This window comes from Paenibacillus sp. GYB004 (assembly GCF_036577605.1).
In the GTDB taxonomy this organism is placed as follows: Bacteria; Bacillota; Bacilli; order Paenibacillales; family NBRC-103111; genus Paenibacillus_AB; species Paenibacillus_AB oceani.
The window spans coordinates 299274-323558 of record NZ_JARBDB010000047.1 but is presented as its reverse complement, the minus strand read 5'-3'; the positions used below and the strand labels follow the sequence as shown (position 1 = coordinate 323558).

Sequence of the window (24285 nt, the reverse complement as noted above, 5' to 3'; positions counted from 1 at the left end):
AAGCATGATATATGATAGTATTTCGATGCTCAATTCGAGCTCCACCGGCTGTCGCACAGAACGACAGACGTCTCGACTTGCCGTTCCGGCACGTTCCAGAACCGCTGAAGCAGGATTCGTTTCTCTGCCGGAGACACGAGCGCAAATCCGTTTTTCTGATAAAACCGGATCGCCCACTCCGCCGCTTCCCAAGTTCCGATCAGCACTGGCTTCTCCGTCTGGCCCATCAAGTGCGATAGCAGCCGGGTACCGATCCCGCCGTTCCGCTCGGTCGTGCGGACATAAGCATGGCGGATTAACGCCACCTCTCCCTTGTCCTGAATGCCCATCACACCGACTAAGCTTTCGTTCCGCTCGACACCCCAAAACAAGACGCCGTCCGCGATTTCCGCCTCCAGTTCCTCCACCGGCATATACGGCTCCCGATACCGGTCCTCCGGGATCGTCCCTTTATAGGCTGACGCGGCATCATTAATGATCTCATAAATCGTCGCCGCATCGTCCATCGTACATAATCGGATCAATGTCAGACCTCCTCAGCTCCATAATCTTCTTTTCCCGATCAGCTCACCTTGCCCGTCAAATTCAAGCCTGTAAATGTCCGGCATTGTCGTGTTTTGCCAAAACTCGAAATCGCAGGACGGATCGTACGTCTGCATCATTAAAGTCATAATGTCGCCATGCGTGCCGATCACGATTCGTTTGCCCGCATGCCGCTTCAGCAAATCCGCGATAACGGGACTCGCCCGACGCCGTGCCTCGCTACTCGATTCGCCGCCGGGGTAGGCAAAGTCCTGCTGCTCGAACACGGTCCGCTTCGCCTCGAAAAAACGGTCCTGGCCCATATCCGTTGCCGACAGCGTACGTTCGCGCAGGTCTTCCTCAAGATTAATCTCGCAGTTGCATGCCTTCGCCAATGGGAGAATCGTCTCGACCGCTCTCTTATAAGGGCTCGACACGAATACATCCGGCTGCTCGCCGGTCAATAGATCCTTGACCCGCTCCGCATCGAGCCTTCCCTGCTCCGTCAATCCCCGCGTCCGCTCGCTGCCCTCGACGTATATCGATTGCGCGTGCCTGACAAAATATAAAATGGTATTTCGATCCTCCATACCGTCACCCTCCATCCTACAAGAAATGGTATTCTTTCTTCTATAGTTAGTAGTAACTCAGCGTTTTACAACGCCGCTTCTTTCCCGGAGCGCACGACAGCGGGCTTTCGCGCAGGCCAGTTCAGTACGACCAGACCTACGGTGAAGACGGCCGCTCCGGCGATAATGTATACCGTAATCGGATCGTGGCGTATGATACCGGACCACAAGATGCCGAACAAGACCGCCGTATTGCTGACGATGATCGCAATCGGGAACGAGACGAGACGCAGCGCTTGGGAGAACCAGTAGAAGCTCATCCCGGTAATGAGACCCAGCGCCAGCAAAGCCGCGATCGGAGCGAGTGTGAACTCTCCGGTCATCTCCGCCTGCATCGGCAGCGGGACGGTCATAAGCACGGAGCATACGACGAATATCGAGAAGTTCATTTCGCCGGAATCCATACGGGCAGTCAGTTTTTTTTGGCCCAATACGTGAAACGCCGAACCGACTGCCGAGACGACAAACAAGATAGTAATCAGCGAACCGCTGTCGCCGAGCAGCCCGGAAAGCGGTTTGCCGTTCCAACTGATGCACAGCACTCCCGTCAGGCACAGGGCGGCCGCGATCCAGCCCCGCACCGTGAGCCGTTCCTTGAACACGATCATGGAAATGGCCAGCAGTATGATCGTCTGGACGGGAACGACGAGAATATTGCCGTACGAATACCCGAGCGAAAGCCCCAAGTTTTCAAAAAAGTAATTGCAGCTCTTGCCGATCGCCGCAATCCAGATCCATCTGAAATCGAATCGCATCGGCAGCTTGTGCTGCTTCACAAGTATAAATATCCCGAGAAATACGACCCCGAGTGCGAAACGCAAAAATGTAATCGTCGTGCTGTCCACCATCCCGGAAGCGGTTTTGACCAATACGCCGACAAAGCTCCAGGACAGTGTAGCCAGCAGCAAAAAGACGTAACCCAAGCTTTGCACCTCGATTCTGGACTTGCTCATTGTCCCATTATAGCAAAGCTTGTCCGGAATGGGCACTCCATCCCTCCGCATGAGATTACCTTGATCCAACCGCCCTGCCGGTTCATTATCTCTATCGCTTGTAACAGCTTCATCCGTCATCTCCACTTTCGCTTGCTTGAACGTATAATTTGGATGATCAACGGGACATCTTACATTCTGGTGACATCAGCAATAAACTGCCGCTAAGTACTGGACTTATTTCTGTCGTCTGGTAAGATTTGAAGTAGACCTCTTCCGGGAGGTCTATTCGTACAACATCTCAAGGAGGAGATTGTCTTGGAGTACTCAAGCAGTTGCGCAGCTGTTGTTCACAAAACTTGCATAGGAGGCGTTTCGTACAATGACCCATAGTTTCCATCACGAGATGTACCGCTTCTCCAGCAATCAGGAAAGGAGGGGCGCATCTTGAACATTAGAGAATCGGACTTGCCGGGGATCGGCCGTAAATTTTGCCTGGATACCCGCAGCGGCGACAAGCTCGTTATCGTTATTCATAATGACGACCGTCGCGAACTGTATCACTTGAATCCGGACGACCCCGACGAGGTCACATCGATGATTACGCTTGATGATGAGGAGGCACGGACGGTGTCCGGGATCTTATCCGGAATTACCTACAAGCCGAAACAGTTGGAAACGCAGGAAATGATGCTGGACGGCCTGCTGATCGAATGGGTACGGATCGAGCCGTTGTCGTTATGTATCGGGAAGCGGATCGGGGAATTGGATATTCGGCGGAGAACAGGGGCAACGATCATCGCCGTCATTGAGAAAAATCATCAAAAATGTATGAATCCCGGGCCGGAGTATATGTTTGCAGCCGGATCGACCTTGGTCGTAGCCGGGGAACGGATGCATTTAAAGGAACTTAAGCAGCTGCTATTGAACGGGAGCTTGTAACGTATGGATATGCTTATTTTCGAAGTGGGTCTTGCCGTTGCCCTGATCACACTTGTCGGATTCATATCCACCAAGCTGCGCTTTTCCGTCATCCCCTTTTATATTCTGGTCGGGATGGCCGTCGGCCCGCACGCACCGCATTTTTGGATTATCGACCTGAGATTTATCGAGAGCTCGATGTTTATCGATTTCATGGGGCGTCTCGGTATTTTATTTTTGCTGTTTTATTTGGGGCTTGAATTTTCCGTCGCCCGGCTGCTCAAGTCCGGCAAAGCGATTCTCGTCGGCGGTTCCTTTTATGTCGGGCTGAACTTCGTATCCGGCCTTCTGCTTGGCTGGATGATGGATTTGCCACTTAAGGAAACGCTGGTCGTCTGCGGGATTATGACAAGCTCTTCCACCGCCATCGTCGCCAAGGTGCTCGTTGATTTGAAGCGAACGGCCAATCCGGAGACGGAATTGATCATGGGCATGATCATGTTTGACGATTTGTTCATAGCCGTCCATATTTCCATCCTGACCGGTCTGGTCTTGAGCGGGGCGACCTCGCTCGGCGGAGTCGTGCTGATCTCCTTATCGGCCCTCCTGTTTATCGTCGTCTTTTTGATCATAGGAAGAAAAGTGATCAAATATCTTGATATTGCGCTTAATATCCAATCCTCCGAGCTATTTCTGCTCATGGTGATGACGATGCTGTTTCTCGTGGCCGGTTTCTCGGAGACGCTCCATGTAGCGGAAGCGATCGGAGCGTTAATGATCGGACTGGTGCTCGGAGAATCCGCCCATGTGAAGCGGATCGAACATCACGTATTGCCTTTCCGCGATTTTTTCGGCGCCGTCTTTTTCTTCGGATTCGGACTGACTATCGAGCCGGCAACGCTGGGCGGTGCAGTCGGCATGGCATTAATCGCCGTCGTCCTGACGATCATCGGCAACCTGCTCGCAGGAGCGATTGCCGGACGTCTATCCGGCGTTTCCCCGCGCGCATCGCTGAACGTCGGCTTTACGCTCGTATCCCGGGGTGAATTTTCGATCATAATGGCTAATATTGGAAAAGCCGGAGGACTGATGCCGGCCATCCAATCCTTCGCCGTATTATATGTGCTAATACTTGCTGTATTAGGACCTTTATTGACGAAAGAATCGAAATCGATCTACCTGCTGTATCAAAAATTAAAAACACGCTTCAAACGCGAGAATAAAGAAAAACAGAAAGACACCGGGTAATCCCGCTGTTTTCGCCTCGCCAAACCGAAGAGGAGCTCCGGCTCCGTCCTGCCCGGACGGAATCAGAGCTCTTCTTTTTGCGCAGCGGCAACGCCGCTCTTCCTGCCGACGAACCGATCCGCTGCTGCCGCATATCCTGTTGGAAGAACAATTCAAGCTCCGAACGAGCTCGCCCGCTTGTCGGACAGACAGGAGAAAACTCTCGATGAAACCGAAACTCGATTATCTTTATAAGGATCCCCGGTATGGCTTCACGGTTCGTATACCCGGCTGGTGGAGACCGTATACCGTAATCGACAGATCAAGAAGCGGCGGGGAAACCGAATACGACGTTCGCTTTCTCTTCAAGTACCGGGGCAAAACGTATGGCGACGTATTGACAATCTCCGTCTTCAAGATGTCCCGCCGGGAATGGATTAGGCAAGGCTATGACAGTTCCCCGTTTATTTTGATCGGGGAACGGAGCGGCCGGCTGTTTGCCTACAGCACGCCCGGCGAGCTTCCGGATGAATTTCTCAACAAAGATAAATCCGATTACGACTACGTAAAATTCGGACGTCCGATCCGCTTGATGAGAAGAATGGTTAACGACGATGTTCCGAAAATCATCGGCACGTTCCGTCTGCCCGGATTAAAGCCGGCCGCTCCCGCCCCCTATCTGGCGAAAGGCGTTGCCGGCATAATGGCAGGATGCGGCTGCCGGAAACGAATAACCCGAAGACAGATAAAGCGCGCCAAATGAAAATAAGCTCCATTGTCCGTTCAATCCGACGATAACGGGTCCACAGCCTGAGGTTTGACCGGCTTGACCGCAGTGCCCAGTTCGTTCACGCCATCCGCTTCGACCAGATGTTTCAGTATGGATAACCTGTTATCCCAGAACCGGTCATAAAAGGCCAGCCACCGCTTCAGTTCGAGGAGCGGCTCGGGCTCCATCCTGTAGCGGGTCTCCCGCCCGACCTTCCTCTCCTTGACGAGCCCGGCATCCGATAATACGCGCAGATGCTTCGACACCGCAGTCCGGGACATCGGAAAATGGCCGCTGATTACGGTAACCGGCATCTCCTGATCTACCAGCAAATGTAGCAGTCTGCGTCGCGTCGGATCGGCAATCGCCTGGAACACATCATGCTTCGGCGAAGTACCGGTCATCTCAGGACCCGACGTAAGCACCGAGCTTCTGCACAATGCCCGTCCAGCCGTTGTTCATCCGGTCGCGCACAATCGTATGAGCTTCGCCGAATTCGGTTACTTTGTTTAGATCCCATCCGGAGTGAACGAGCGTGAACTCGGTTTTGTCTCCTTGGTCGGCCAGTTCGAACGTAACCGACCATTGTTCGCCCCAATGGAACGTCAGCCGGTTCGGCGGGTCGATCTCCGTCACTTTGCATGGCGAACGGCCGAAAGGACCGGCCTCCAAATGAAATTCGTACCCCATCTCCGGCTTAAAATCGTTAGGCATAAACCAGGCCGCGATTCCTTCGGCTGTGGCCACGGCGTCCCATACTTTGGCGATCGGCGCGTTCAACACCAGCGTTTTGCGAATGTCGGAGATGGATTCCGGTGTAAGATCACTCATCATTCGATTCCTCCTGGATAAATCGTTTATTTGGCTTGGATCAGACAAACTTGGCGTTCCGATACGAAACCTTTTGGTTTCGCATTTGATTATACGACACCGTTTGGTTTCGTGTCAAACGTACATGAACTTTGCCGGACAAGATGGCCGGCAAAGCCGGGGAGCCGCCAGACTCAAGTCCGTCCGCTCCCCTTTTTCATCTTGAAGATAACGAGTACAGCGATCAGGATGACCGCTACAAGCACGATTACGGCTCCCATCACCAACACGGGACCGTCCGCCTTCTCCGGAGGTGCGGCCGTTCCAGGCTGCTTTACCGGATCGGCGGAACTAGGAGATTGTGCCGGCGGCTGCTGGGCTTGATTTTGTCCGGAAGCTTTCATCGTAAACGCGAATTTATTTTCGACCGGATGACCGTCTCTGCCTACGATTTTCCAAACGACCGAATATTCTCCGTCGGTCAAGACGCCTTCCGGCTTCCCGCTCATCGTGGACCCGTCCACTTTACGGTCGGCAATTTTGATGGACGTCCCATCCGCGGCACGCAGCTCGAATGAGCTTAGCGACCCGATCTCGGTGTTAAACACCATCCTGATTTCGTTCAGAGGCTCGGTTACCGTCGCCCCGTTCGCCGGAGAGGACGATTGGAGCCCCGTATGGGCATACACCGCAGACGGCACAAGCAGCAGGACAAGCAGGGCGAATAGGCTCATCGTTTGTTTCATCTTCATTTGTTCCTTCCTCATCGATTCTTTTCCCCGGTTGATCCGGGAATACGTTCCCAGTATACCAAAACAGGCTGGTTTCCCCTCTGCAAAGGATGGACAACTTTTCGAACTTTTGTCATATGAGCATACGATCAGATATCATTTGTATGATATGATGAGAGTTGTACGATTCCTAACTCATTCCTTACTAATAACGAGGTGCAGGATGAAGAAACGAACTATCGGCGTTCTGATCGCCGCCGCATCCCTGTTCGTCACGGCCGCTTGCGGCGGCGGGGGCAAGCCGTCATCGGCCGGAGAGCACGACGGTCACGATCACAGCAAGGTCGTATCCGGGGATATTCAGGAGAAAACCGCTTCGCTTCAGCAGCTTCCTTCCTTTCTGGACAAGCAGCGCGAGGAGATCCGGATTGCTTACCGGGTAGCGGCGCAGGCTGCCGATGTGCTGCGGTCGATGCCGTGTTACTGCGGCTGCGGCGAAAGCGTCGGTCACAAAAGCAACGAGGACTGCTTTATCCAGGAAATCAACAGCGACGGCTCGGTCGTATGGGACGACCACGGAACGCGCTGCGGCGTCTGTATGCAGATTGCCGTCACATCGTATCAGTTGAAGGAGCAAGGCAAGTCCGTTAAGGAAATCCGGCAGATCATCGACGAGACGTACCAGAAGGGATATGCCAAACCGACCCCGACACCTATGCCAAGCTGACGGCAAACAGCCGTCTCTATCCATTGGAGTGAAAACCGACTATGATCGTATACATCTCGGAAACGCTGCTGTACATATGCTTCGCCCTGGTTTGCGGAGCGATCCTGCTGAACTTCGTTCCCCTCTCTGCCAAGCCCGATATCCGAATACCGGGCTCTCTTTTGTTCAATGCGGTGATCGGGATTGCGGTATTATCGTTTGTGCCGGTCATCAAAAACACGATCTTTCTGACTCAATTCGCCGGGCCGTTCTGGGAGATTTTCGACGACGTGCTGCTCGATCTGGAATTCGGCAAAGCGTGGGTCTGGATGTTTATTTTGTGCACGCTGTTTCTTGCGCTGCTGTCGTTCCGCGATCCGGCCCGTTATCCTCTGGCGAACGCGGCGGCGGCTTTATTGACGCTCGGGCTGCTGTTTTCTTACGGATGGGCCAGCCACGCCGCCGGACAATCTGAGTCGTGGGGCTTTCTCGCCCAATCGTTTCACTTGACGGCGGCGAGCGTCTGGATCGGACTGCTGCTCGCGGCAGGATGGTTCGCTCACGGCACCGCCCGCTGGGGCGAATTTTTACGCTGGTTCCATCCGCTGGCGATCATCAGTGTGCTCGTCATTGTCGGCGCGGGATTCGTCATGATGGCCTTTATTGTGCCCGACTATACGAATAGCTGGGTCGTCTCGTACGGCCAGGCGATGCTGATCAAACATCTGCTGATCGTCCCGGTCGTAGCGTTCGGGATTTTGAACGGCTTCTGGTTCAAACGCAAAGTCCGTACGAACCCGATCTTCGATCCGCGCAAATGGGTTCGAGCGGAAAGCGTCATCCTCCTGCTCGTCTTTGCCGCTACGGCGTTTATGGGCATGCAAAGACCGCCGCACGACGACCCGGAAAATCCCGAGCTTCCCGTTCCTTCCGCGTTGTTCCGCATGATTCACGGCGATGGCGTCAGCGTCGACATGCAAGTGGGGCTCGGCTTCCAGCCGCTGGGGATCGGCTTGGCCGCTTTATCGCTATTGTTTTTGTATTTCATTTTCCGGTCGGGGAAACGCAACTCGCCATGGGCGGCCGTATGCTTCGGCGTCTCGTTTACCGTAACAGCTTATTTGGCTGTCATGTTTTCGATCCGATAGGACGAAGGATGTTTATGACGATCTGGCAAACGAATTGCAGGTTCCGGTCGTTTACGATATCGATTGCGGTCATGTGCCGCCTCAGATTACGTTCATAAACGGAGCTTATGCCAAAGTAGAAGTAAAAGACGGTAAAGGGATAGTTAGACAAACGTTTAAGCCTTAATTGCCAGACAGGTATCCCACCCAAAAAGGACCTCAGCCTCCACCTTACAGTGGAATTTGGGGCCTTTTTGTTTGTACAGCGGGACGTTCCCAAGTCATGCTGACATTGACACCTTTGGGACAACCCCATCGTTTTTTTACCAGTTATTGCAGCACAGCCAGTCCAATCCCGCCCAGTGCCCCTGTTACGACAACGATCCATGGCGGAACTCTCCAATAAGCGAGCATCGTATACAGAACCGCGGCCAGCGCGAAATCGGCGGCCGAGCCGATCGCCGACGTCCAGAGCGGGTCATACAAGGCCGCCAGCAGCAGCCCGACGACCGCAGCGTTCACTCCGGCGAGTACTCCCTGCAGCGCGGGACTTGTCCGCATCACATTCCAGAACGGAAGCGTTCCGGTGACAAGCAAATACGCTGGAAGGAATATCGCGAACGTTGCAACCGCCGCCCCGATCCACCCCCCGTCGATAGCCCCTAAATAAGAAGCGAACGTAAACAGCGGACCCGGCACAGCCTGTGTTGCCCCGTAACCGGCAAGAAACGCTTCCTTCGACACCCAGCCCGCGGCCACCGTCTCTTTCTCCAGGAGAGGGAGAACGACATGCCCGCCTCCGAATACGAGAGACCCGGACCGGTAATAGCTGTCAAAGACGGCCAGCCAGTGTGAGGAGATCCATCCCCGAAGCAGCGGAAGCGCAACAAGCAGTCCGAAGAAAAGGACCAGGCAGACGACAGCCGTTCGCCGGCTTACCGGAACGTCCAGAACCGGTACATCCGCTTCCGCCTGCCGGCGGAACCAGATCCAGCCGCACGCGGCAGCCAGCAGCAGCACGATCGTTTGACCGGCTGCATTCGGAACAAGCAGGGTGACGACCGCAGCGGCTACCGCAATCGTGATTCTGCTGCGATCCGGCGTCAGCTTTTGCCCCATCCCCGCTATTGCATGAGCGACGATCGCTACCGCTACGATTTTCAAGCCGTGTATCCAGCCCTCGCTCGCCAGATCGAACGACTGGAGCAGCATCGCGAACAAAGCCAAAGCGATAACGGACGGCATCGTAAAGCCGATCCATGCGGCGATCCCGCCAACGAGCCCTGCACGGACCGTACCGATTCCGATTCCTACCTGACTGCTTGCAGGTCCGGGCAGAAACTGGCATAAGGCGACCAGGTCCGCATAGCTGCGTTCGTCCATCCATTTCCGTTTACGTATGTATTCCCCATGAAAATACCCTAAATGGGCGGCCGGGCCGCCGAATGAAGTGAGTCCCAGCTTCAAGGACACTTTTAATACTTCCAGCCACGAATTTCGTGCGCCGCTCTTGCTGCTGCCTGCCATGTATCCTGCCTCCGCTTGTTTCCCAATCTTCCCTTACTCCATTATAGAAGATCGCCAAGAACCCCATCAATCCCGGCGATTGTTAATTTCTTGTGAATGCATAAGATTTCGCTTCCCGGTAATAATCTGGAGAGACGTTTCGTTCCCGTATATCTTCCAAGAGAGGAAGGCTCTCCATGCCGGATTCCAATCAAGATCGGCGCATCGCCAAGCAAGAGAAGCGGCTAATCATCCTGTGCCTTATTGTCGCTGCACTTATGCTGCTCTCGCTATCCCGCCACCTGTTCGCCTGAATACGCTCAAGATGCAGTAATGAAGGGAGTATTGTTATGTCCGGAACGATCTACGATCCTGTCCTGCTAAGCCGACTGCTGACCTCACTTACCCTCGGCTTTCATATTTTATTTGCCACTTTGGGAGTTGGCGTCCCGCTGCTGATCGCGCTAGCGGAATGGACCGGCATCCGCAGAAACGACCCGCACTACCTGCTGCTCGCCCGCCGCTGGGCCCGCGGGTATGTGATCACGGTGGCGGTCGGCGTCGTTACCGGAACGGCCATCGGCTTGCAGCTCAGCCTGCTGTGGCCGAGCTTTATGCGCGTCGCAGGCCAATCGATTGCGCTGCCGCTGTTTATGGAGACGTTCGCGTTTTTCTTCGAAGCTATTTTCCTCGGCATATACTTATACACCTGGGACCGGTTCAAGAGCAAAACGGCTCATATCTGGCTGCTCGTCCCGGTCGTCATCGGCTCGTCGGCTTCCGCCTTGTTTATTACGATCGTCAACGCTTTTATGAACTACCCCGTCGGCTTAACGATGGAGGGCGGTACGATAACGAGCGTTCATCCGATCGCCGCCATGCTCAGCCCGGCAATGCCGACCAAGGTGGCGCACGTGCTCTCCTCCGCCTTCGTCACATGTGCCTTCGTGCTCGCTGCGATCGCGGCCTGGTCACTGATGAAAGGACGCCGGCACATTTATTACAAAAAAGCATTAAAGCTGACGATGGGCTGCGCGGCCGTATTTACGATGTCCACCGCCCTGATCGGCGATTTGTCCGGCAAATATTTGGCGAACTACCAGCCGGAGAAGCTGGCGGCGATGGAGTGGCATTTCGAGACAACCGGACATGCGCCTCTGCTGTTCGGCGGCGTGCTGGGCGACGACAACGAGGTGAAGTACGGATTGACCGTCCCTTATGCGCTCAGCATATTGGCCCACGGCATCCCGAGTGCGGAAGTAACCGGATTGAACGACATTCCGAAGGACGAGCAGCCTCCGCTGTGGACCCATTATATATTCGATATTAAAATGATGTACGTCGCTTACATGACGCTTGTCGTACTGCTGTTTCTTTGGTACATGTGGCGAGGGAAAGGGCGTCTGTATCGCAGCCGCAAGCTGCTGGCGCTGATCGTCGTCGCGGCGCCGGTGGCGATGCTGGCGATCGAGCACGGCTGGATCTTGAACGAGGTGGGTCGTCAGCCCTGGATATTGAGGGGGATTATGCGGACCACCGAAGGCGCCACGACGTCCGGGCACGTCGATACGATGCTGATCGTATTTGCGCTATTATATCTCGTGCTCGGCATCACGACGGTCCGCGTATTAAGCCGGATGTTCCGCTCCAACCGGGCGGAGGACGAGCTGCGTGCGCTCGGCATGGAGGGAGGCGATCCGGTATGAGCTACGAAACGCTGGGCATTGCGGTATTGTGGCTATTTCTGTACGGTTATTTGATCGTCGCTTCCATCGATTTCGGAGCCGGATTTTTCAGCTATTACAGCTCTGTCACCGGTACCCGCCATCTGATTCACAACGTCATCGAACGTTATTTGTCCCCGGTATGGGAAGTGACCAACGTTTTTCTCGTTTTTTTCTTTGTCGGGATCGTCGGCTTTTTCCCGGATACGGCTTATTATTTCGGTACGGCTCTGCTCGTTCCGGGAAGCATTGCGATCGTGCTGCTGGCGATCCGCGGCTCCTATTACGCGTTCAGCACGTACGGCTCCCGCTCCAACCGGGTCTATATGCTGCTGTACGGCGCCAGCGGACTGCTGATTCCGGCCTCGCTGTCCACTGTGCTTACGATATCCGAGGGCGGATACATCGAGGTAACCGGCACCGGCGAAGTCCGTTTCCTGTTCGCAGCATTGTTCGGCAGCGCCTATTCATGGGCCGTCGTCCTGCTTGCACTTGTCAGCGTGCTGTACATCTCCGCGATGTTTCTCAGCTACTACGCCCATAAAGCCGGAGACCGCCAAGCGTTCGAGATTGTCCGCACCTACGCCCTGGCCTGGAGCGTGCCGACGATCTTCAGCAGCTTGCTTGTCTTCTTCGCCATACGCAGCCACAACTACGAGCATTACGAGAACATGTTGTCACTGTCGTGGATGTTCGCGGCTTCCTTGATCTGCTTCGTAATCGCGGTTACGCTGGTCGCACGGAGAATCCGGCTCGGCTGGGCGTTTCTGTTCGTCATGCTGCAATTCGCTTTCGCCTTTTTCGGCTATGGGGCGGCTCATTTGCCGTACATTTTGTATCCGTACCTGACGATCCACGATCATGTTACGAGCGACGCGATGGCAGCCGGGCTGATTACGGTATTCGTCCTTGGACTGCTGCTGCTGATACCGTCGTTGTATTTGCTGCTGCGGCTGTTTCTGTTCGACGCGTCGTACGTCCAGGGCAAACGAAGCAAGCATTAAACGTAACGGAAGGAGCGTTGCCGTATGATCTCGTTTCTCATAATGGGAGCCCCGCTGCTTGTCGTCGCGGCAGCCGTCGCCGGCGTGTTCGTCTGGGGGGCGTGGGGGAACGTCACGGTCGAGTCGGGGGATGACGAGGCGGCGAGCTGACCGTCAACCGCGGCTGCGGCTGCAGGAATAACGTCTCCTTGCAATGCCGGGCCTCTATTTCTTGATCATCCCTTTCTCGAACGCATATCTCGCGAGCTGTACCCGGTTGTCCAGATGCAGCTTGTGCAAAATGTTTTTTAAATGGTTTTTGACCGTATGCTCCGAGATGTCCAGTCTGCCGGCAATGTCACGGTTCGACATCCCTTTGGCGACGAGGGCAAGAATCTCCTGCTCCCTCGCCGTCAGCGGCGTCTGAACGGCTGCCGGTTCTTTGCGTTGGGAAAATTCGTGCAAAATCCGCAGTGCAAGCTCGCGGCTAAGCGGCGCTTCGTCCACCGCTACCGCCCGCAAGTAATGGTGCCATTCCTCGGGATGCAGATTTTTCAGCAAATACCCCTGCGCCCCTTTCTTTAAAGCCTCGAACAGATGGGTAATGTCATCGGATACGGTCACCATGACGATTTTGATATACGGGTATTTGTCCTTGATCCACTTGGTCGCCTCCAGGCCGTCCATCTCCGGCATATGGATATCCATCAGGATCATATCCGGCATATACCGGTCGGTCAGCTCCATCGCCTCCCGGCCGTTTTGCGCTTCCGCCACGATATCGAAAGCCGGGTCCAGTTCGAGAATCGTTCGAATCCCTTCCCGGGCATGCTTATGGTCGTCTACGATCAATACCCGAAACGGCTGAGTCATCCATCTTCCCCCTTTCGTATGCGGACTACCGTCTCTCCCTGCTCCCTGACGATCTCAAAAATCCAGCCCATCTCGTCGGCGCGGTCCTTCATCATGCTGAGCCCGAATTTGTTATCGCGCCTCAGCGGATCTCCCTCGAATCCCTGGCCGTCGTCGCTGACGGCGCACACCCAGCCCCCGCCACGTTCAGCAGCGTCGATCCGTACCCGTTCGGCCTTCGAATGTTTGCGCACGTTCAGCAGCGCCTCGCGTATGGACGCGAACAGCTCCACCTTTTCCTTCGCCGTCAGCCTGTCCTCGGGCAGCTCCCAGCTCCACTCGACGCCGATCCCTGTATTCATCGTCAGATCCGCGGCCAGCGACTTCAGCATATCCATCCACGGGAGCGAATCCGATTCAGCCGGGTAACGCAAGTTCGCGATCGCCTGCCGGACGTACCCGTTCACTTCATAGACCGTCTGCTTGAAACCCCGGATGTCGGCGGCTTCCCCGGCGTAACGCTTGTCGAGCTGATCCGCCTTGACCGATAGCAGAAACAGCGACTGGGCGATCCCGTCGTGCAGCTCGCGTGCGATTTTCTCGCGTTCCTCGAGCGCAGCTTTGGCGGCGCGGGCTTCCTTCAGCTCCTCCTGCATATCCTCCAGCATCGAGAATAGCTGCGTCAGGAAAATCATCGTCACCAGAAATACGATCACCGGAGCGAGCAGATTGCCCAGATCCATCGAAATATACGGCAGCAGAAACTGGTGCCGGATATATTCCCACAGCCCGATCGTGACGGTAGGCAAAATCAGAATCAGCCATTTGATTTGCTTATAGGACATAGGCCCGTCTCTCCTTGGAAGGGATTCGTTAAATGTAAACCGCCATGCCTTCCGCGCCGGGCATGACTATTTGGAGCTATATACAAGCGGAGGTCCGCTCTGGTATTGTACGGTTGAAAGGAGGTTGTCTACATGCAAAAATGGATTATGGCCGTACTGTTTTTCGGTGCCTGCACCTTCGGGCTCGTTTTGCTGATCGTAACGTCGGCCCAGCCGAAACCCGAAGCGGAGCCGGAACCGCAAATCGCCGCACCTGCCGTTACGCTGGACAAAGTCGCTGCCGAGACGGTGTATAAGCAATCGTGCCTATCGTGCCACGGCGACCAGCTCCAGGGCAAGATCGGCCCGAACCTGCAGAAGGCGGGAACCAAATTTACCGAGCAGCAGCTGTACAAGCTGATCCTGAACGGCAAAGGCGGAATGCCCGCATTCAAAAGCTCCTTGAAGGAAGAGGAGATTGCCAACCTGTCGTTATGGCTGGCCGAACATAAATAAATCGAGGAAACCAACGGCAGCCCGGTATCGCAGATGCCGGGCCGCGCTACGTGCGGAGCAAGCCAGCGGTCAATTCGCCGCCCTCTGAATGCCGAACATGGAAGCGAACGCGTCGTGAAGCCCCTTCGATCCGAGCCGTGTACGGATGTCCTCCACCGCTCCCTCCAGCTCGATCTGGCCTTGACGCAGGAAAGCTACCCGCTGGGCTAACGCCTCGGCAATCTCCAGCTGGTGCGTCGAGAAAATAACCGCTTGGCCAGCCTCTCCCGCCGCCTGCACGAGCTTGACGAACGAATCCATCCAGTACGGGTCCAGCCCGTTGGTCGGCTCGTCCATGATCAGCACGGGCGGGCGCACCAGCAGCGCTTGCGCGAACAACACCCTTTGCCGCATCCCTTTGGAGAACGATGCGACCGGCTTGCGTCCCGTATCGGTTAATCCGACGTCGGCGAGCACTTCCTCCGCCCTGCTCTTCGGCAGTCCGCGCAGCGACGCCCAGAACGTCAGCGTCTCCATGGCGGTCAGCCCGGGACCGAACCGGTAATCGTCCGGCATATAACCGATCTGCTCGGCGTATCGTCTCCGGTTCTCCTTCCACTTGATCCCGTTCACTTCGATCGTCCCGGAGGTGGGCTGCATCATTCCCGCCACCATCCGGAGAATCGTGCTTTTGCCGGCTCCGTTCCCGCCGCATAACGCGAGCACCTGACCGGGCTGCACACTCAGCTGGACTTGCTGCACGATCGTCTGCTTGCCAATCGTTTTCGCCACATCTGTCAATACGACCATCGGCTTATCCACGTGCACGCCCCCTTTCCCAGATCCGGTTCGCAAGTCCGATCGAGATCACGATCCAGACGAGGCATATGCCAAGGAATGCCCATGTGCCGGATGGCTCCCGAATCCACTGCACCCAATTATAATACTCCGGTCCGAGCACCGCTCCGCCGCCCAGCTTGACGACGACGAACAGACGGACGAGCTCGGCCGGATTCAGGAAGGTCAGCACCGTAACCGCAGGTTTGATCCACATATAGGGGAGCATGCCGAGTCCGGCAATCAGCAGCGCCTGCCAGCCGATTATCGCGAAAAACCAGATCGCCACCGCATACGTAAGCGCCTGCCAACGGTTGCCCGCAATCGTCCCGATCCCCAGAGCGACAGCCAAAAAGAGCAAGATAAGCCCGGCGGAGAACACGAGGAACAGCGCGTACGTGCCGGCGTCGAAACTTTGGCCGGCTATCGCGCCGAGCAAGCCGGTAACCCCGAAGCCGAAGGCGACGATCGTCAGCAGGACGACGGCAAGGCCGGCATATTTGCCGGAGATGAACGAGAACGTGCTCATCGGATACGTAGACAGCAGCTGCCAGCTCCCTTCCTCCTTCTCCGCCGTCAGGGAGAACGAGCCGAGCAGCAGCGTCATTAGCGGCAGCAAGTACAAAATCAGACTCAGCATCGTCCCCGTCGCAGCGGAGTATCCGCGTACAACGTTTTGCGCCTGGATGAGCAGCAGCGCGAGGCTGAATACGGTAAAAAGGGCCATGAAGGAATAGGCCCAAGGATTGCGGAATCCGATCTTGACTTCCCGCAGCGCAACATGGATGGCGTGGCTCAATGCGAGCTTCCTTTCTTATCCGTTTCGGTATGGGCTTTCTGCTCATGTCCTTCGCCACGATGCATGTCCATGCCCGCCTTGTTCCGTTCCCAAGCATGCGATTTCAGATCCGCCGCGCTCAGCAGTTTGCCTTTGCCCTGCTCGCTGATATACTTCTCGGCCGAAGCCTTGTCCTTGAACGAGACGAGCCCGTATGCCATCGGCGTCTTGAACGAAGCGTCATAGGCGAAATACGCTTTCTCCAGATCGATCCACATTTTGCTGGTATGATCCCGCACGAACTCAATCGTGATCGGTTCGGAGGCGTTTTTCGTCTTCCATTCGTTCATGCAGCCGATATCATCGAACTTGTAAACTTTCCCTTCCTTGGTCAGCAGTTGCACCGCGAATTCGTCGTCCTTGATCAGCATGTTGCAAATCTCGCATTTGTCGACCCCTTCTTGAATCGGGACCGCTTCATAGGTTTTCCCTCCGCAAGCGGCAAGCATCAGCATTGCTAGAATGATCGCAAGCGCCGTAATTCCGGTTTTTTTGTTCATAATCATGATCGTCTAACCCCCGTATAATAAATGATTACCACCGACGCGGCCAGCAATAACGACGCCAGAATGCCCGTGGCCGCCGCAGACGGCGCTTCGCCTGCCTTCGTTCCGTAAGAAGGCGGCTTCATAAGCGGTGCGGGATCCGTCGTCCACTCCTGGCGGCCGCCCTGAAACAAACTTTCGAGAAATGTCATTCCCGGCGACTGAAAAAACAATTGATACGCTGGCTTAGCCTTCGCCAATGCCTGAAAAAACGGATTGATTGCATACGCTGTATCGCTGCGCCCGTCCCCGTCCGTATCGATTCCGCGGAACGAATCCCAGTAATTGCCCGACACTACATTGTTCCGGCTGTCCCTCGCCTCTGCATCCACCACGCTGCCGATCAGCTCGTTTCCGCTAATCCGGTTATTCTCGGAGTCTAGCAATTGAAAGCCGATAAAATTGCCTGTAAGCACATTGTCGGACAACTCGTTGTGCTGCGACTGTTCGACATAAATCCCGACGCGGTTCCCTTCCGCCGCGTTGTCAACTACGCGCGTCGATTGCACGTCGAACATCAATATGCCTTGCGAGTGAACGTTTTCGCTTTGCTTCGCGAACGAGTTGCCGGACAGCTCGGAGTTTTTGACGCTCATGATCATCGCGCCGGTTACATTGTAGATTCCCGTATTGCCGCGTATCGTCGTACGGTCCGCATACATGCAGTGAACCCCGTAGCGGGACTTTTCCAATTGATTGCTCTCGATCTTGTTGCCGTTGCTGCTCTCCAAGTAGATCGCGTCATGCATCGAGGATATCGTGTTGCCTGTCATTACATTGTCGTCCGACTTGTATAAGTCGATTCCGTTCCGCTTCTCGGTCAGCTTCGCCGATTCCGGGCCGCCCCATGTAATATCCGCATTGCGGATCTCGGAGCGGTTCGCTCCCTCCAGCTTGATGCCAAAAGCCGATGTCCGGATTTTTAGCCCGTACAGCTTGGCGTCATTGGCTGTCACGAGTACGGCGGACGAATCACGGGACGATTCGTTGACCAGCTTCAACTCGTCGATCTGAACGCCGTCGGCAGTTATATGCACGGCCGGCTTGCCGGACCTCGCGACGATCGTTACGTCCCCGTCCGCCTCGATGCGAAGCGGCTTGCCGATGACGATCGAGCCTTCGTACGTGCCCGGCGGAATCCGCACCGTCTCTCCGGCACGCGCCTCGTCCAGCAGCCTCTGGATATTCGCTGCTTCCATCGCCGCGTCGGCTGCCCTTGTCCGCTCCCCGGAAGCGATTCCGAGTCCAACCGACAGGCATACAATCGCAAGAACTTTGCCAATTGCGGATATCCTCATGATACTTCCAGCTTTTTCAGTTTCGTTACGTGAAAATCTCCCTGATACAGATGCACGTAGATTTCATAGGTCCCCGCCTTCGGGAACGTGAACTTGGCGGAGTAGCCCCCTTCGGGCGTCTTCGGCGCATCCACCAGCTTCATGCTGCCGTCGACCCGGATTTCGAGCACCGCCTTCGCCCATTCGGCCGGCTCCACACCGCCGAACGTCGCGGTCAGCGTTACCGGCTGGGACGCTTTTGCAGGCGACGGATCGGACTTTAATCCCACTTCCACATCCGCCGGATCGACAGAACGGATATCGCTTCCCGAACAGGCGGTTAATACGCCAACGAGAAATACGAGCATCAACGCCGTCATCTTTACAGACCCTTTGATTGTCATGTCGGCCGACTCCTTCGGGCTAGTCTTATTTGCTGCTTACCTATCTATCATATCCGAGCAGGGCGATTTTAAAATGACTATAACGGGCTATAAATGGCCTGCAAATGTGAGCATTAGTTGACAAGTGGATCTCGACAACACAAACAGCCCGTCTCTGCGAAGAGCGGGCCGCCGATTGCCGGCTGCGGCTATTGGCCGGGCAGCTTTTTCGGCTTGCTGCCGAACCATTTCATATATAACGTTTCGTAGGTGCCGTTTTTGGATACTTGTTCGATGGCGCTATTAATGTTGCCGATATATTTGTTACGTTTCTTGGCGGCGATCGCATAGCTTTCTTTGTTCAGAACGTCACCGACGATTTTGATTTTGCCCTGGCCTTTGGTTTGGATATAATCGTGAGCGTTCCGCTCGTCGAAAATGACGCAGTCGACTTTTTTGTTGGCCAAATCCTCATACGCCTGATTGATATCGGGATAACCCCGAACCTCCTTCAGTTTCGGCAGCATGCCTGCGTACGTATAAGCCGTGGAGCCGATTCTCGTCGCCACCGTCTTGTCTTTCAGTTTATCTTTGCCTGTTATGTCCGTATTATCCTGCGCCGTCAGCATTACGAGCCCGGTCTGAAAATACGGATCGGAAAAAGCCAAATTGTCTTTGCGCGCTTTATTAACGGTCATGCCGGCAATGACGAGGTCAACGTCACCGGATTTGAGCGCTGTGGACATATTCCCCATCTCCATCGGGACAAGCTCGTATTTGATATTTCCCTTCTTCGCAATCTCTTCCCACAGTTCGACCTCGAACCCTTTGTTTTCCCCGCCTTCCGTATAAGTGAACGGGCGAAAATCGCTTTCGATTCCAACCTTCAGCGTTTTCTGGTTCGCGCAGCCGGATACCGTCAATGCAGCTGCCACCAGTCCCACACCCAAGCAGTAACGTATTGCACCTTTCACGAAGCGGCCTCCTTTTCCTTGCCAAACCTGTAGAATTAAAGGTAGTGTTTGTCGCAGGGCGGACGGTTATGCAGGTCCGGGAAATCCCGGCGCCTCTTTACAACAGCGGCCTATTCGGGATAAGTTTGTATAGGACAGGGTTGTATCCGCAAGTCAAGGAGGTTACCGGATGAGCCAAGCTCCGAATTTTTATTTTAATTCCAGCACCGAAAAGCCTTATCTGATCATAACCGCCGTCGAGGCGGAAAAAGAAGCGCTGCAGCGCGGACTGGGCGGCGACAACCGGTTCGTTCTGGCCGCGGCGGGCGTCGGACCGGCTTCCGCAGCAGCGGGAACGGCAGCAGCGCTTGCAGCGGCTGACTATCGTCTGGTCATCAGCGCCGGAATCGGCGGCGGTTTTGCCGGGCGGGCGCCTGTCGGGTCGCTCGTCATAGCCGACGCTCTGATTGCCGCCGATCTCGGCGCCGAGACGCCCGACGGTTTTATCAGCGTGGACGAGCTAGGATTCGGTTCCTCGCATATTGCTGCGGAACCCGAATTATCCGCACGCCTAGCCGAAGCATTGCACGCCGCCGGACATCGGGTAACGACAGGTGCGGTCCTGACTGTGAGCACCGTTACCGGTACGGCCGAGACGGCGGACAGACTCGTCCGCCGCATCCCCGGGGCGGCTGCCGAAGCGATGGAAGGTTACGGCGTCGCGGTCGCGGCTGCCGGCCGCGGACTGCCTGTGCTGGAGATCCGTGCCATCTCCAATCCGGTCGGGCCCCGCGACCGCTCCGCCTGGAATATCAAAGACGCCATGAAGGCGCTGGAGTCTGCCGGCGCCCTACTAACGGAGGTACTGCCATGAAGATCGCTTATTCGCCTTGCCCGAACGATACATTCGTCTTTCACGCATGGGCACACGGTTTGCTGCCCGGAGCGCCCGCGCTCGATGTCACCTATGCGGATATCGACATCACCAACAATCTGGCCGCCGCTTCGAGCGGACCGGAGGTGCTTAAAATATCGTACGCCGCCCTCCCCTGGGTGCTGAACGACTACGCTTTGCTGCCTTGCGGAGGCGCGCTCGGCAGAGGCTGCGGCCCTCTCGTATTATCCGCCGGAGGCGATCGCGGCATTACGGCTCCGGCCGAACTCGCCGGCCGGCGAGTAGCCGTGCCGAGCGAACGGTCCACCGCGTATTTACTGTTCCGCTTGTGGGCGGCCCAGCAAGTGCCCGGCGGCGTCAAGGACATTGTCGTAATGCCGTTTCACGAGATTATGCCGGCGGTCCGCGACGGCCGGATCGATGCCGGTCTGGTCATTCACGAGGCCCGCTTTACGTATCCGTCCTATGGGTTAAACATGCTGAGCGATCTCGGCAGCTGGTGGGAGACCGATACGGGGCTTCCGATCCCGCTCGGAGCGATTATCGCCCGCCGTTCGCTCGATCTGGATGCGATCGCGCGCTGGACCCGCGCTTCGGTCGAATACGCGTGGGCGAACCCGGACGCGTCGCGGAGTTACGTCATGCAGCATGCCCAGGAGATGTCGCCGGAAGTCGCGCAGGCGCATATCGAGCTGTATGTAAACGAGTTTACGGCCAATTTAGGGGAAGACGGGTATGCCGCCATTATCGCTTTGCTTACACGGGCCGCCAAGGAAGGGCTCGTGCCGGAGATCGATCCGGCTCTGCTGCGGTAATTTCTTTGCGCCGGTCCGTTTTAGCCGGTCAAGGAACACGGCCGGGACGGTCCTTTAACGGTGCGCGCTAATTCATACGAGGATGTGCGGGAAAGAATGGAATGCTTTTGCTGCGGACGCTCTCTCCTTATGTGGATCGTTTGGGCGGCAGCAGCAGCTACTGCCGCGACTTCCTTTGCAGCCCGAACAGCTTTCTTGCGGGCGGTTTGTGTTCAGCCTTCGCTGGGAGTGACGTGTGCGACCCGATTACGGATTGTGTAATTGTTTATTACTGCACGTCATTTCCAGCCCGTTGTTTCGCAACGTGACGATGTGAGGGCAGGCAGGCTGCACGCTTTTCACCGATTTTAACAGTTCCAAACCGCTCCTATTTCCCCATTCAAGCGGGTTTCGGACAAAATAAAGGCTGTAAACATATCTTATACGCTGCTCCGTCCTCAAACTATCCTATACAAACATACAAAAACGCCGCAAGGGCGGTCGGTTCCGAACTACCGACTTGCCAGCAGCGTTTTTTACCTATTTCCGGTTCATGCGCGCTTCTCTCCAAGAAACCGCTGGATAAGCAGCAATGAGCAGCAGCATCAAGCCAACGGAATGTACGAGCGCCAACCTGAATTTTTCTATCGACCAACGATCCTCGCCGATGATCCAATAAGCGACCGGATTTGTAATGCCGATCCCGTCTTGCGCTCCGGGAACTTGATTGTTCATATAGTTTTGCGCTAGACAGACAACCGCCACTATCGAAAGCCCGAGCGCTGCGGCAATTGCTTTCGAACAAGGTCTGGAAACACCGGCTCTCCGAATCGACAAGGTGAAAGCCGAAACGAGAAACAAGTTAACTATCACGTAAACCAACTTCCCACCGCCCCCTTCCAATGTCCCCGCTTCTTTACAAATTAAGATTATAGTAATCTACATTATGGAGCTCATCAATGTTCTCAAACTGATGTATGGCTAATAATTCGGCGATATTCCACTGTTCGTTACGGAACGATTCCTGCGGGTCAAAACGTGTCCGCTAACTGAGAAAAGCTTCTAAACAAAGCCTTTTCTACAACGAGTGCCCCTTGTAAGAGGCAGCTTTTCATGCGAGCGGATTATTTTTTCTTACCCCCAAACTCTAAGCAAAAAAACCGCCCGGCTGTTAACACCGGCGGTTCTCTGCTTTTGTGATCCTATATCATTCTATGAAGTTTTCTTCCTCATTCTGCGAATCCAGAAGTAGATGACCGTCAGACCCGCGACGGCAATCAGTGCATAAGCGACATTAGAGTATACGTCCATGAAACCGACGATATCTCCCCACGATTCCCCGACGGCAGCACCTACCGAGACGAGCACCACGTTCCAGATCAAGGTCCCGATCGTGGTGAACAGCAGGAACAGACCGAACTTCATCTTGGCCATACCGGCCGGAACCGAGATGAGACTGCGGATCAGAGGAATCATCCGGCAGAAAAATACCGTGCGGTACCCGTATTTGTCGAACCAGGCGGCCGATTTATGCAAATCTTCCTTCTTCACGCGAAGCAGCCGTCCCCAGCGGTCAATGATCGCTTCCAGCCGATCTACGTGCAGCAGGCGCCCGATGCCGTAAAGAGCAATAGCTCCCGCGATGCTTCCTGCCGTTGCCGCTACGACAACGCCTGTTACCGTAAGCTCCGAATAAGTGGTCATGAATCCGCCGAAGGTCAGAATTACCTCGGACGGAATCGGAGGAAACAAATTTTCCAGCGCTATCATCAGAAAAATGCCGATATAACCGTACTCGCTCATAAAGTCCGTAATCCAGCTTTGCATCCTTAGCCTCCCAGTTGGTCTCGTATCCATCTATACCATACGAAAACCGCGAAAGCAAGTTTTGGAAGCTGTTTTCATAGATTTTACAAGCTGATTTTACAGCTGAGCAGCCGTTCCAGCAGTTCGTCCAAAGGCAGCGGTTGTTCGCTTGTCACTTGAACGCCCTTCTCCTCCAAATAGGTCAGCGCAGCATCCCGGTCCCGGGTGATCAAGTACGGTACGGGGGCCTCAACCCACTCTACCGCCCCCGGTACCGCCGACATATCGAGAGGCGCCGTGCCGGCTAGCCACAATCTCCGCCAGGACATTGACAAGCTGTCCTTGTCGTACGGCCCTTCTACCCGCCCCTCTTTTAGCAGCAATATATAATCGGCAAACTGGCGGATATCCTCTACGGAATGCGTAGACATCAGGACGGTGCGTTCCATCGTCTCGGAATCTTCTACGAGCATTTGCTTCAACTGGCTGCGGCTTGCCAGATCGAGCCCGTTCGTTGGTTCGTCCAGCAGCAGCAGCGGCGCTCTCGTGCTGAGCGCAAGCGTCAAGGCCGCCTTCTTGCGGTCTCCTTGCGACAACCGGCCGTACGGTTTGTGAAGCGGGATTCGAAACCGTTCCGCACGTCTGCGGTAGTCCTCCCCGTCCCACCGCTCGTACCACCTGCCGATAAACTTCTCCATCTCCAGCAGTGTAAACGATTCGCATCCTTCGAGAGGGTCCGGGACGAATGCGGCATAGGTTCGGCTCTCCGCTTCCCCGGTCTCGTAGGAGCGTCCAAACAGCTCTACCTTACCGGAAGTTGGCCGCGTCAAGTTCATGCAGCAAGTCAGCAAGGTCGTCTTGCCGGTTCCGTTCGGGCCTACCAGCGCGTAGGTGTATCCATGCTCCAGCGTCAGATCGACCGGTCCAAGACAGTAATCGGCACGCCGCTTCACCAGCCGCTCCGTCCGGAGCGCAATCGTCGAGTTCATCCTTGCTTCCCCCTTTCCTTCAACATATCTTCCAGCACCTGCTCAAACGTTTTGCGGGTCGTATCCGGGTCCATTTGCAGCCTGAAGCTCATCTCGACGGCGGTCCGGAACGCCTGGTACAAGCTGGCATCCGCCACCTGCCTTTGCTGCTTAGCCTCCATCTCCGCGACAAACGTCCCCTTGCCTTGTATTGTCTGGATGTACCGCTGC

At 55.4% G+C, this 24285-nt stretch carries 30 protein-coding genes and 1 pseudogene; 12 read left to right on the top strand and 19 right to left on the bottom strand.

Going from position 1 to position 24285, the window contains the following annotated elements; genetic code table 11:
• Positions 1-29 precede the first annotated feature (29 nt).
• From PV433_RS20065 to PV433_RS20055, 3 genes are all read right to left on the bottom strand, one after another.
• Complete coding sequence (locus tag PV433_RS20065; protein WP_332073826.1) at positions 30-524, bottom strand: GNAT family N-acetyltransferase; 495 nt, start codon at positions 522-524, stop codon at positions 30-32.
• A gap of 12 nt (positions 525-536) precedes the next feature.
• Complete coding sequence (locus PV433_RS20060; RefSeq protein ID WP_332073825.1) at positions 537-1112, bottom strand: histidine phosphatase family protein; 576 nt, start codon at positions 1110-1112, stop codon at positions 537-539.
• A gap of 65 nt (positions 1113-1177) precedes the next feature.
• Positions 1178-2104, bottom strand: coding sequence for a DMT family transporter (locus PV433_RS20055; RefSeq protein ID WP_332073824.1), 927 nt, complete (start codon positions 2102-2104; stop codon positions 1178-1180).
• Between the two features lie 423 nt (positions 2105-2527).
• On the opposite strand from PV433_RS20055, the gene PV433_RS20050 reads away from it, so the two are divergent.
• The 3 genes from PV433_RS20050 to PV433_RS20040 all read left to right on the top strand — a co-directional run bounded on the left by PV433_RS20050 (position 2528) and on the right by PV433_RS20040 (position 4994).
• Entirely contained in the window at positions 2528-3025 is a 498-nt protein-coding gene (locus PV433_RS20050; protein WP_332074016.1) for a cation:proton antiporter regulatory subunit, read from the top strand.
• A 3-nt stretch (positions 3026-3028) separates the two neighbouring features.
• Positions 3029-4252, top strand: coding sequence for a cation:proton antiporter (locus PV433_RS20045; RefSeq protein WP_332073823.1), 1224 nt, complete (start codon positions 3029-3031; stop codon positions 4250-4252).
• A 205-nt stretch (positions 4253-4457) separates the two neighbouring features.
• Positions 4458-4994 carry a hypothetical protein gene (locus PV433_RS20040; RefSeq protein ID WP_332073822.1) on the top strand — a complete coding sequence of 179 codons (537 nt, stop codon included), beginning with the start codon at positions 4458-4460 and terminating at the stop codon, positions 4992-4994.
• Positions 4995-5014: 20 nt separating this feature from the next.
• Here the strand turns inward: PV433_RS20040 and PV433_RS20035 are convergent, their stop codons facing one another.
• The 3 genes from PV433_RS20035 to PV433_RS20025 all read right to left on the bottom strand — a co-directional run bounded on the left by PV433_RS20035 (position 5015) and on the right by PV433_RS20025 (position 6562).
• Positions 5015-5404, bottom strand: coding sequence for an ArsR/SmtB family transcription factor (locus tag PV433_RS20035; RefSeq protein ID WP_332073821.1), 390 nt, complete (start codon positions 5402-5404; stop codon positions 5015-5017).
• Position 5405: 1 nt separating this feature from the next.
• Entirely contained in the window at positions 5406-5831 is a 426-nt protein-coding gene (locus PV433_RS20030) for an SRPBCC family protein (RefSeq protein ID WP_332074015.1), read from the bottom strand.
• 173 nt (positions 5832-6004) lie between these two features.
• Entirely contained in the window at positions 6005-6562 is a 558-nt protein-coding gene (locus tag PV433_RS20025) for a copper resistance CopC family protein (RefSeq protein WP_332073820.1), read from the bottom strand.
• A 202-nt stretch (positions 6563-6764) separates the two neighbouring features.
• On the opposite strand from PV433_RS20025, the gene PV433_RS20020 reads away from it, so the two are divergent.
• The 3 genes and pseudogenes from PV433_RS20020 to PV433_RS20010 all read left to right on the top strand — a co-directional run.
• Complete coding sequence (locus tag PV433_RS20020) at positions 6765-7268, top strand: PCYCGC motif-containing (lipo)protein (protein ID WP_332073819.1); 504 nt, start codon at positions 6765-6767, stop codon at positions 7266-7268.
• Between the two features lie 41 nt (positions 7269-7309).
• On the top strand, positions 7310-8395 hold the full coding sequence (locus PV433_RS20015; RefSeq protein ID WP_332073818.1) for a copper resistance D family protein: 1086 nt from the start codon (positions 7310-7312) through the stop codon (positions 8393-8395).
• 4 nt (positions 8396-8399) lie between these two features.
• A pseudogene (locus tag PV433_RS20010) lies at positions 8400-8561 on the top strand (LD-carboxypeptidase); the annotation flags it as partial.
• Between the two features lie 143 nt (positions 8562-8704).
• On the opposite strand, the gene PV433_RS20005 reads toward PV433_RS20010, so the two are convergent.
• On the bottom strand, positions 8705-9901 hold the full coding sequence (locus PV433_RS20005; RefSeq protein WP_332073817.1) for a chromate transporter: 1197 nt from the start codon (positions 9899-9901) through the stop codon (positions 8705-8707).
• A gap of 329 nt (positions 9902-10230) precedes the next feature.
• On the opposite strand from PV433_RS20005, the gene PV433_RS20000 reads away from it, so the two are divergent.
• Genes PV433_RS20000 through cydS form a run of 3 tightly spaced genes read left to right on the top strand, consistent with a single transcriptional unit; the run spans position 10231 to position 12758 of the window.
• The gene (locus PV433_RS20000) at positions 10231-11586 is read left to right on the top strand and encodes a cytochrome ubiquinol oxidase subunit I (protein ID WP_332073816.1); all 1356 of its coding nucleotides are present in this window, start codon (positions 10231-10233) and stop codon (positions 11584-11586) included.
• Positions 11583-12608: a cytochrome d ubiquinol oxidase subunit II gene (locus PV433_RS19995; protein ID WP_332073815.1), complete on the top strand. Its 1026-nt coding sequence runs from the start codon at positions 11583-11585 to the stop codon at positions 12606-12608. Before PV433_RS20000 ends, PV433_RS19995 begins: the two co-directional genes overlap by 4 nt.
• A 24-nt stretch (positions 12609-12632) precedes the next feature.
• A complete protein-coding gene (gene cydS / locus PV433_RS19990) occupies positions 12633-12758 on the top strand; it encodes a cytochrome bd oxidase small subunit CydS (RefSeq protein WP_332073814.1) in 126 nt (41 codons plus the stop codon).
• Positions 12759-12812: 54 nt separating this feature from the next.
• On the opposite strand, the gene PV433_RS19985 is transcribed toward cydS, so the two are convergent.
• The gene (locus PV433_RS19985) at positions 12813-13460 is read right to left on the bottom strand and encodes a response regulator transcription factor (protein ID WP_332073813.1); all 648 of its coding nucleotides are present in this window, start codon (positions 13458-13460) and stop codon (positions 12813-12815) included.
• Entirely contained in the window at positions 13457-14284 is an 828-nt protein-coding gene (locus PV433_RS19980) for a sensor histidine kinase (RefSeq protein ID WP_332073812.1), read from the bottom strand. The genes PV433_RS19985 and PV433_RS19980 overlap by 4 nt, the downstream gene beginning before the upstream one ends.
• Before the next feature lie 132 nt (positions 14285-14416).
• Here PV433_RS19980 and PV433_RS19975 point away from each other — a divergent pair, with 132 nt between their 5' ends.
• Positions 14417-14779, top strand: a complete 363-nt coding sequence (locus PV433_RS19975; RefSeq protein ID WP_332073811.1) for a c-type cytochrome — start codon at positions 14417-14419, stop codon at positions 14777-14779.
• A gap of 69 nt (positions 14780-14848) precedes the next feature.
• Here the strand turns inward: PV433_RS19975 and ccmA are convergent, their stop codons facing one another.
• From ccmA to PV433_RS19945, 6 genes are all read right to left on the bottom strand, one after another.
• Positions 14849-15580, bottom strand: a complete 732-nt coding sequence (gene ccmA / locus PV433_RS19970; protein WP_332073810.1) for a heme ABC exporter ATP-binding protein CcmA — start codon at positions 15578-15580, stop codon at positions 14849-14851.
• Positions 15573-16394, bottom strand: a complete 822-nt coding sequence (locus PV433_RS19965) for an ABC transporter permease (protein WP_332073809.1) — start codon at positions 16392-16394, stop codon at positions 15573-15575. Before PV433_RS19965 ends, ccmA begins: the two co-directional genes overlap by 8 nt.
• Positions 16391-16939: a nitrous oxide reductase accessory protein NosL gene (locus PV433_RS19960; protein ID WP_332073808.1), complete on the bottom strand. Its 549-nt coding sequence runs from the start codon at positions 16937-16939 to the stop codon at positions 16391-16393. The genes PV433_RS19965 and PV433_RS19960 overlap by 4 nt, the downstream gene beginning before the upstream one ends.
• Positions 16936-18276: a right-handed parallel beta-helix repeat-containing protein gene (locus PV433_RS19955; RefSeq protein WP_332073807.1), complete on the bottom strand. Its 1341-nt coding sequence runs from the start codon at positions 18274-18276 to the stop codon at positions 16936-16938. The genes PV433_RS19960 and PV433_RS19955 overlap by 4 nt, the downstream gene beginning before the upstream one ends.
• A complete protein-coding gene (locus PV433_RS19950) occupies positions 18273-18659 on the bottom strand; it encodes a hypothetical protein (RefSeq protein ID WP_332073806.1) in 387 nt (128 codons plus the stop codon). Before PV433_RS19950 ends, PV433_RS19955 begins: the two co-directional genes overlap by 4 nt.
• Positions 18660-18847: 188 nt before the next feature.
• Positions 18848-19612, bottom strand: a complete 765-nt coding sequence (locus tag PV433_RS19945; RefSeq protein WP_332073805.1) for a transporter substrate-binding domain-containing protein — start codon at positions 19610-19612, stop codon at positions 18848-18850.
• Between the two features lie 169 nt (positions 19613-19781).
• Here PV433_RS19945 and PV433_RS19940 point away from each other — a divergent pair, with 169 nt between their 5' ends.
• Together PV433_RS19940 and PV433_RS19935 are read left to right on the top strand one after the other, a co-directional pair.
• Complete coding sequence (locus PV433_RS19940; protein WP_332073804.1) at positions 19782-20465, top strand: futalosine hydrolase; 684 nt, start codon at positions 19782-19784, stop codon at positions 20463-20465.
• Positions 20462-21301, top strand: coding sequence for a 1,4-dihydroxy-6-naphthoate synthase (locus tag PV433_RS19935; RefSeq protein ID WP_332073803.1), 840 nt, complete (start codon positions 20462-20464; stop codon positions 21299-21301). Before PV433_RS19940 ends, PV433_RS19935 begins: the two co-directional genes overlap by 4 nt.
• 519 nt (positions 21302-21820) lie before the next feature.
• On the opposite strand, the gene PV433_RS19930 is transcribed toward PV433_RS19935, so the two are convergent.
• From PV433_RS19930 to PV433_RS19915, 4 genes are all read right to left on the bottom strand, one after another.
• On the bottom strand, positions 21821-22162 hold the full coding sequence (locus tag PV433_RS19930; protein ID WP_332073802.1) for a hypothetical protein: 342 nt from the start codon (positions 22160-22162) through the stop codon (positions 21821-21823).
• Between the two features lie 330 nt (positions 22163-22492).
• Positions 22493-23107, bottom strand: coding sequence for a DedA family protein (locus PV433_RS19925; RefSeq protein WP_332073801.1), 615 nt, complete (start codon positions 23105-23107; stop codon positions 22493-22495).
• Positions 23108-23190: 83 nt separating this feature from the next.
• A complete protein-coding gene (locus PV433_RS19920; RefSeq protein ID WP_332073800.1) occupies positions 23191-24075 on the bottom strand; it encodes an ABC transporter ATP-binding protein in 885 nt (294 codons plus the stop codon).
• A complete protein-coding gene (locus PV433_RS19915) occupies positions 24072-24236 on the bottom strand; it encodes a hypothetical protein (RefSeq protein WP_332073799.1) in 165 nt (54 codons plus the stop codon). Before PV433_RS19915 ends, PV433_RS19920 begins: the two co-directional genes overlap by 4 nt.
• Between the last annotated feature and the right edge of the window lie 49 nt (positions 24237-24285).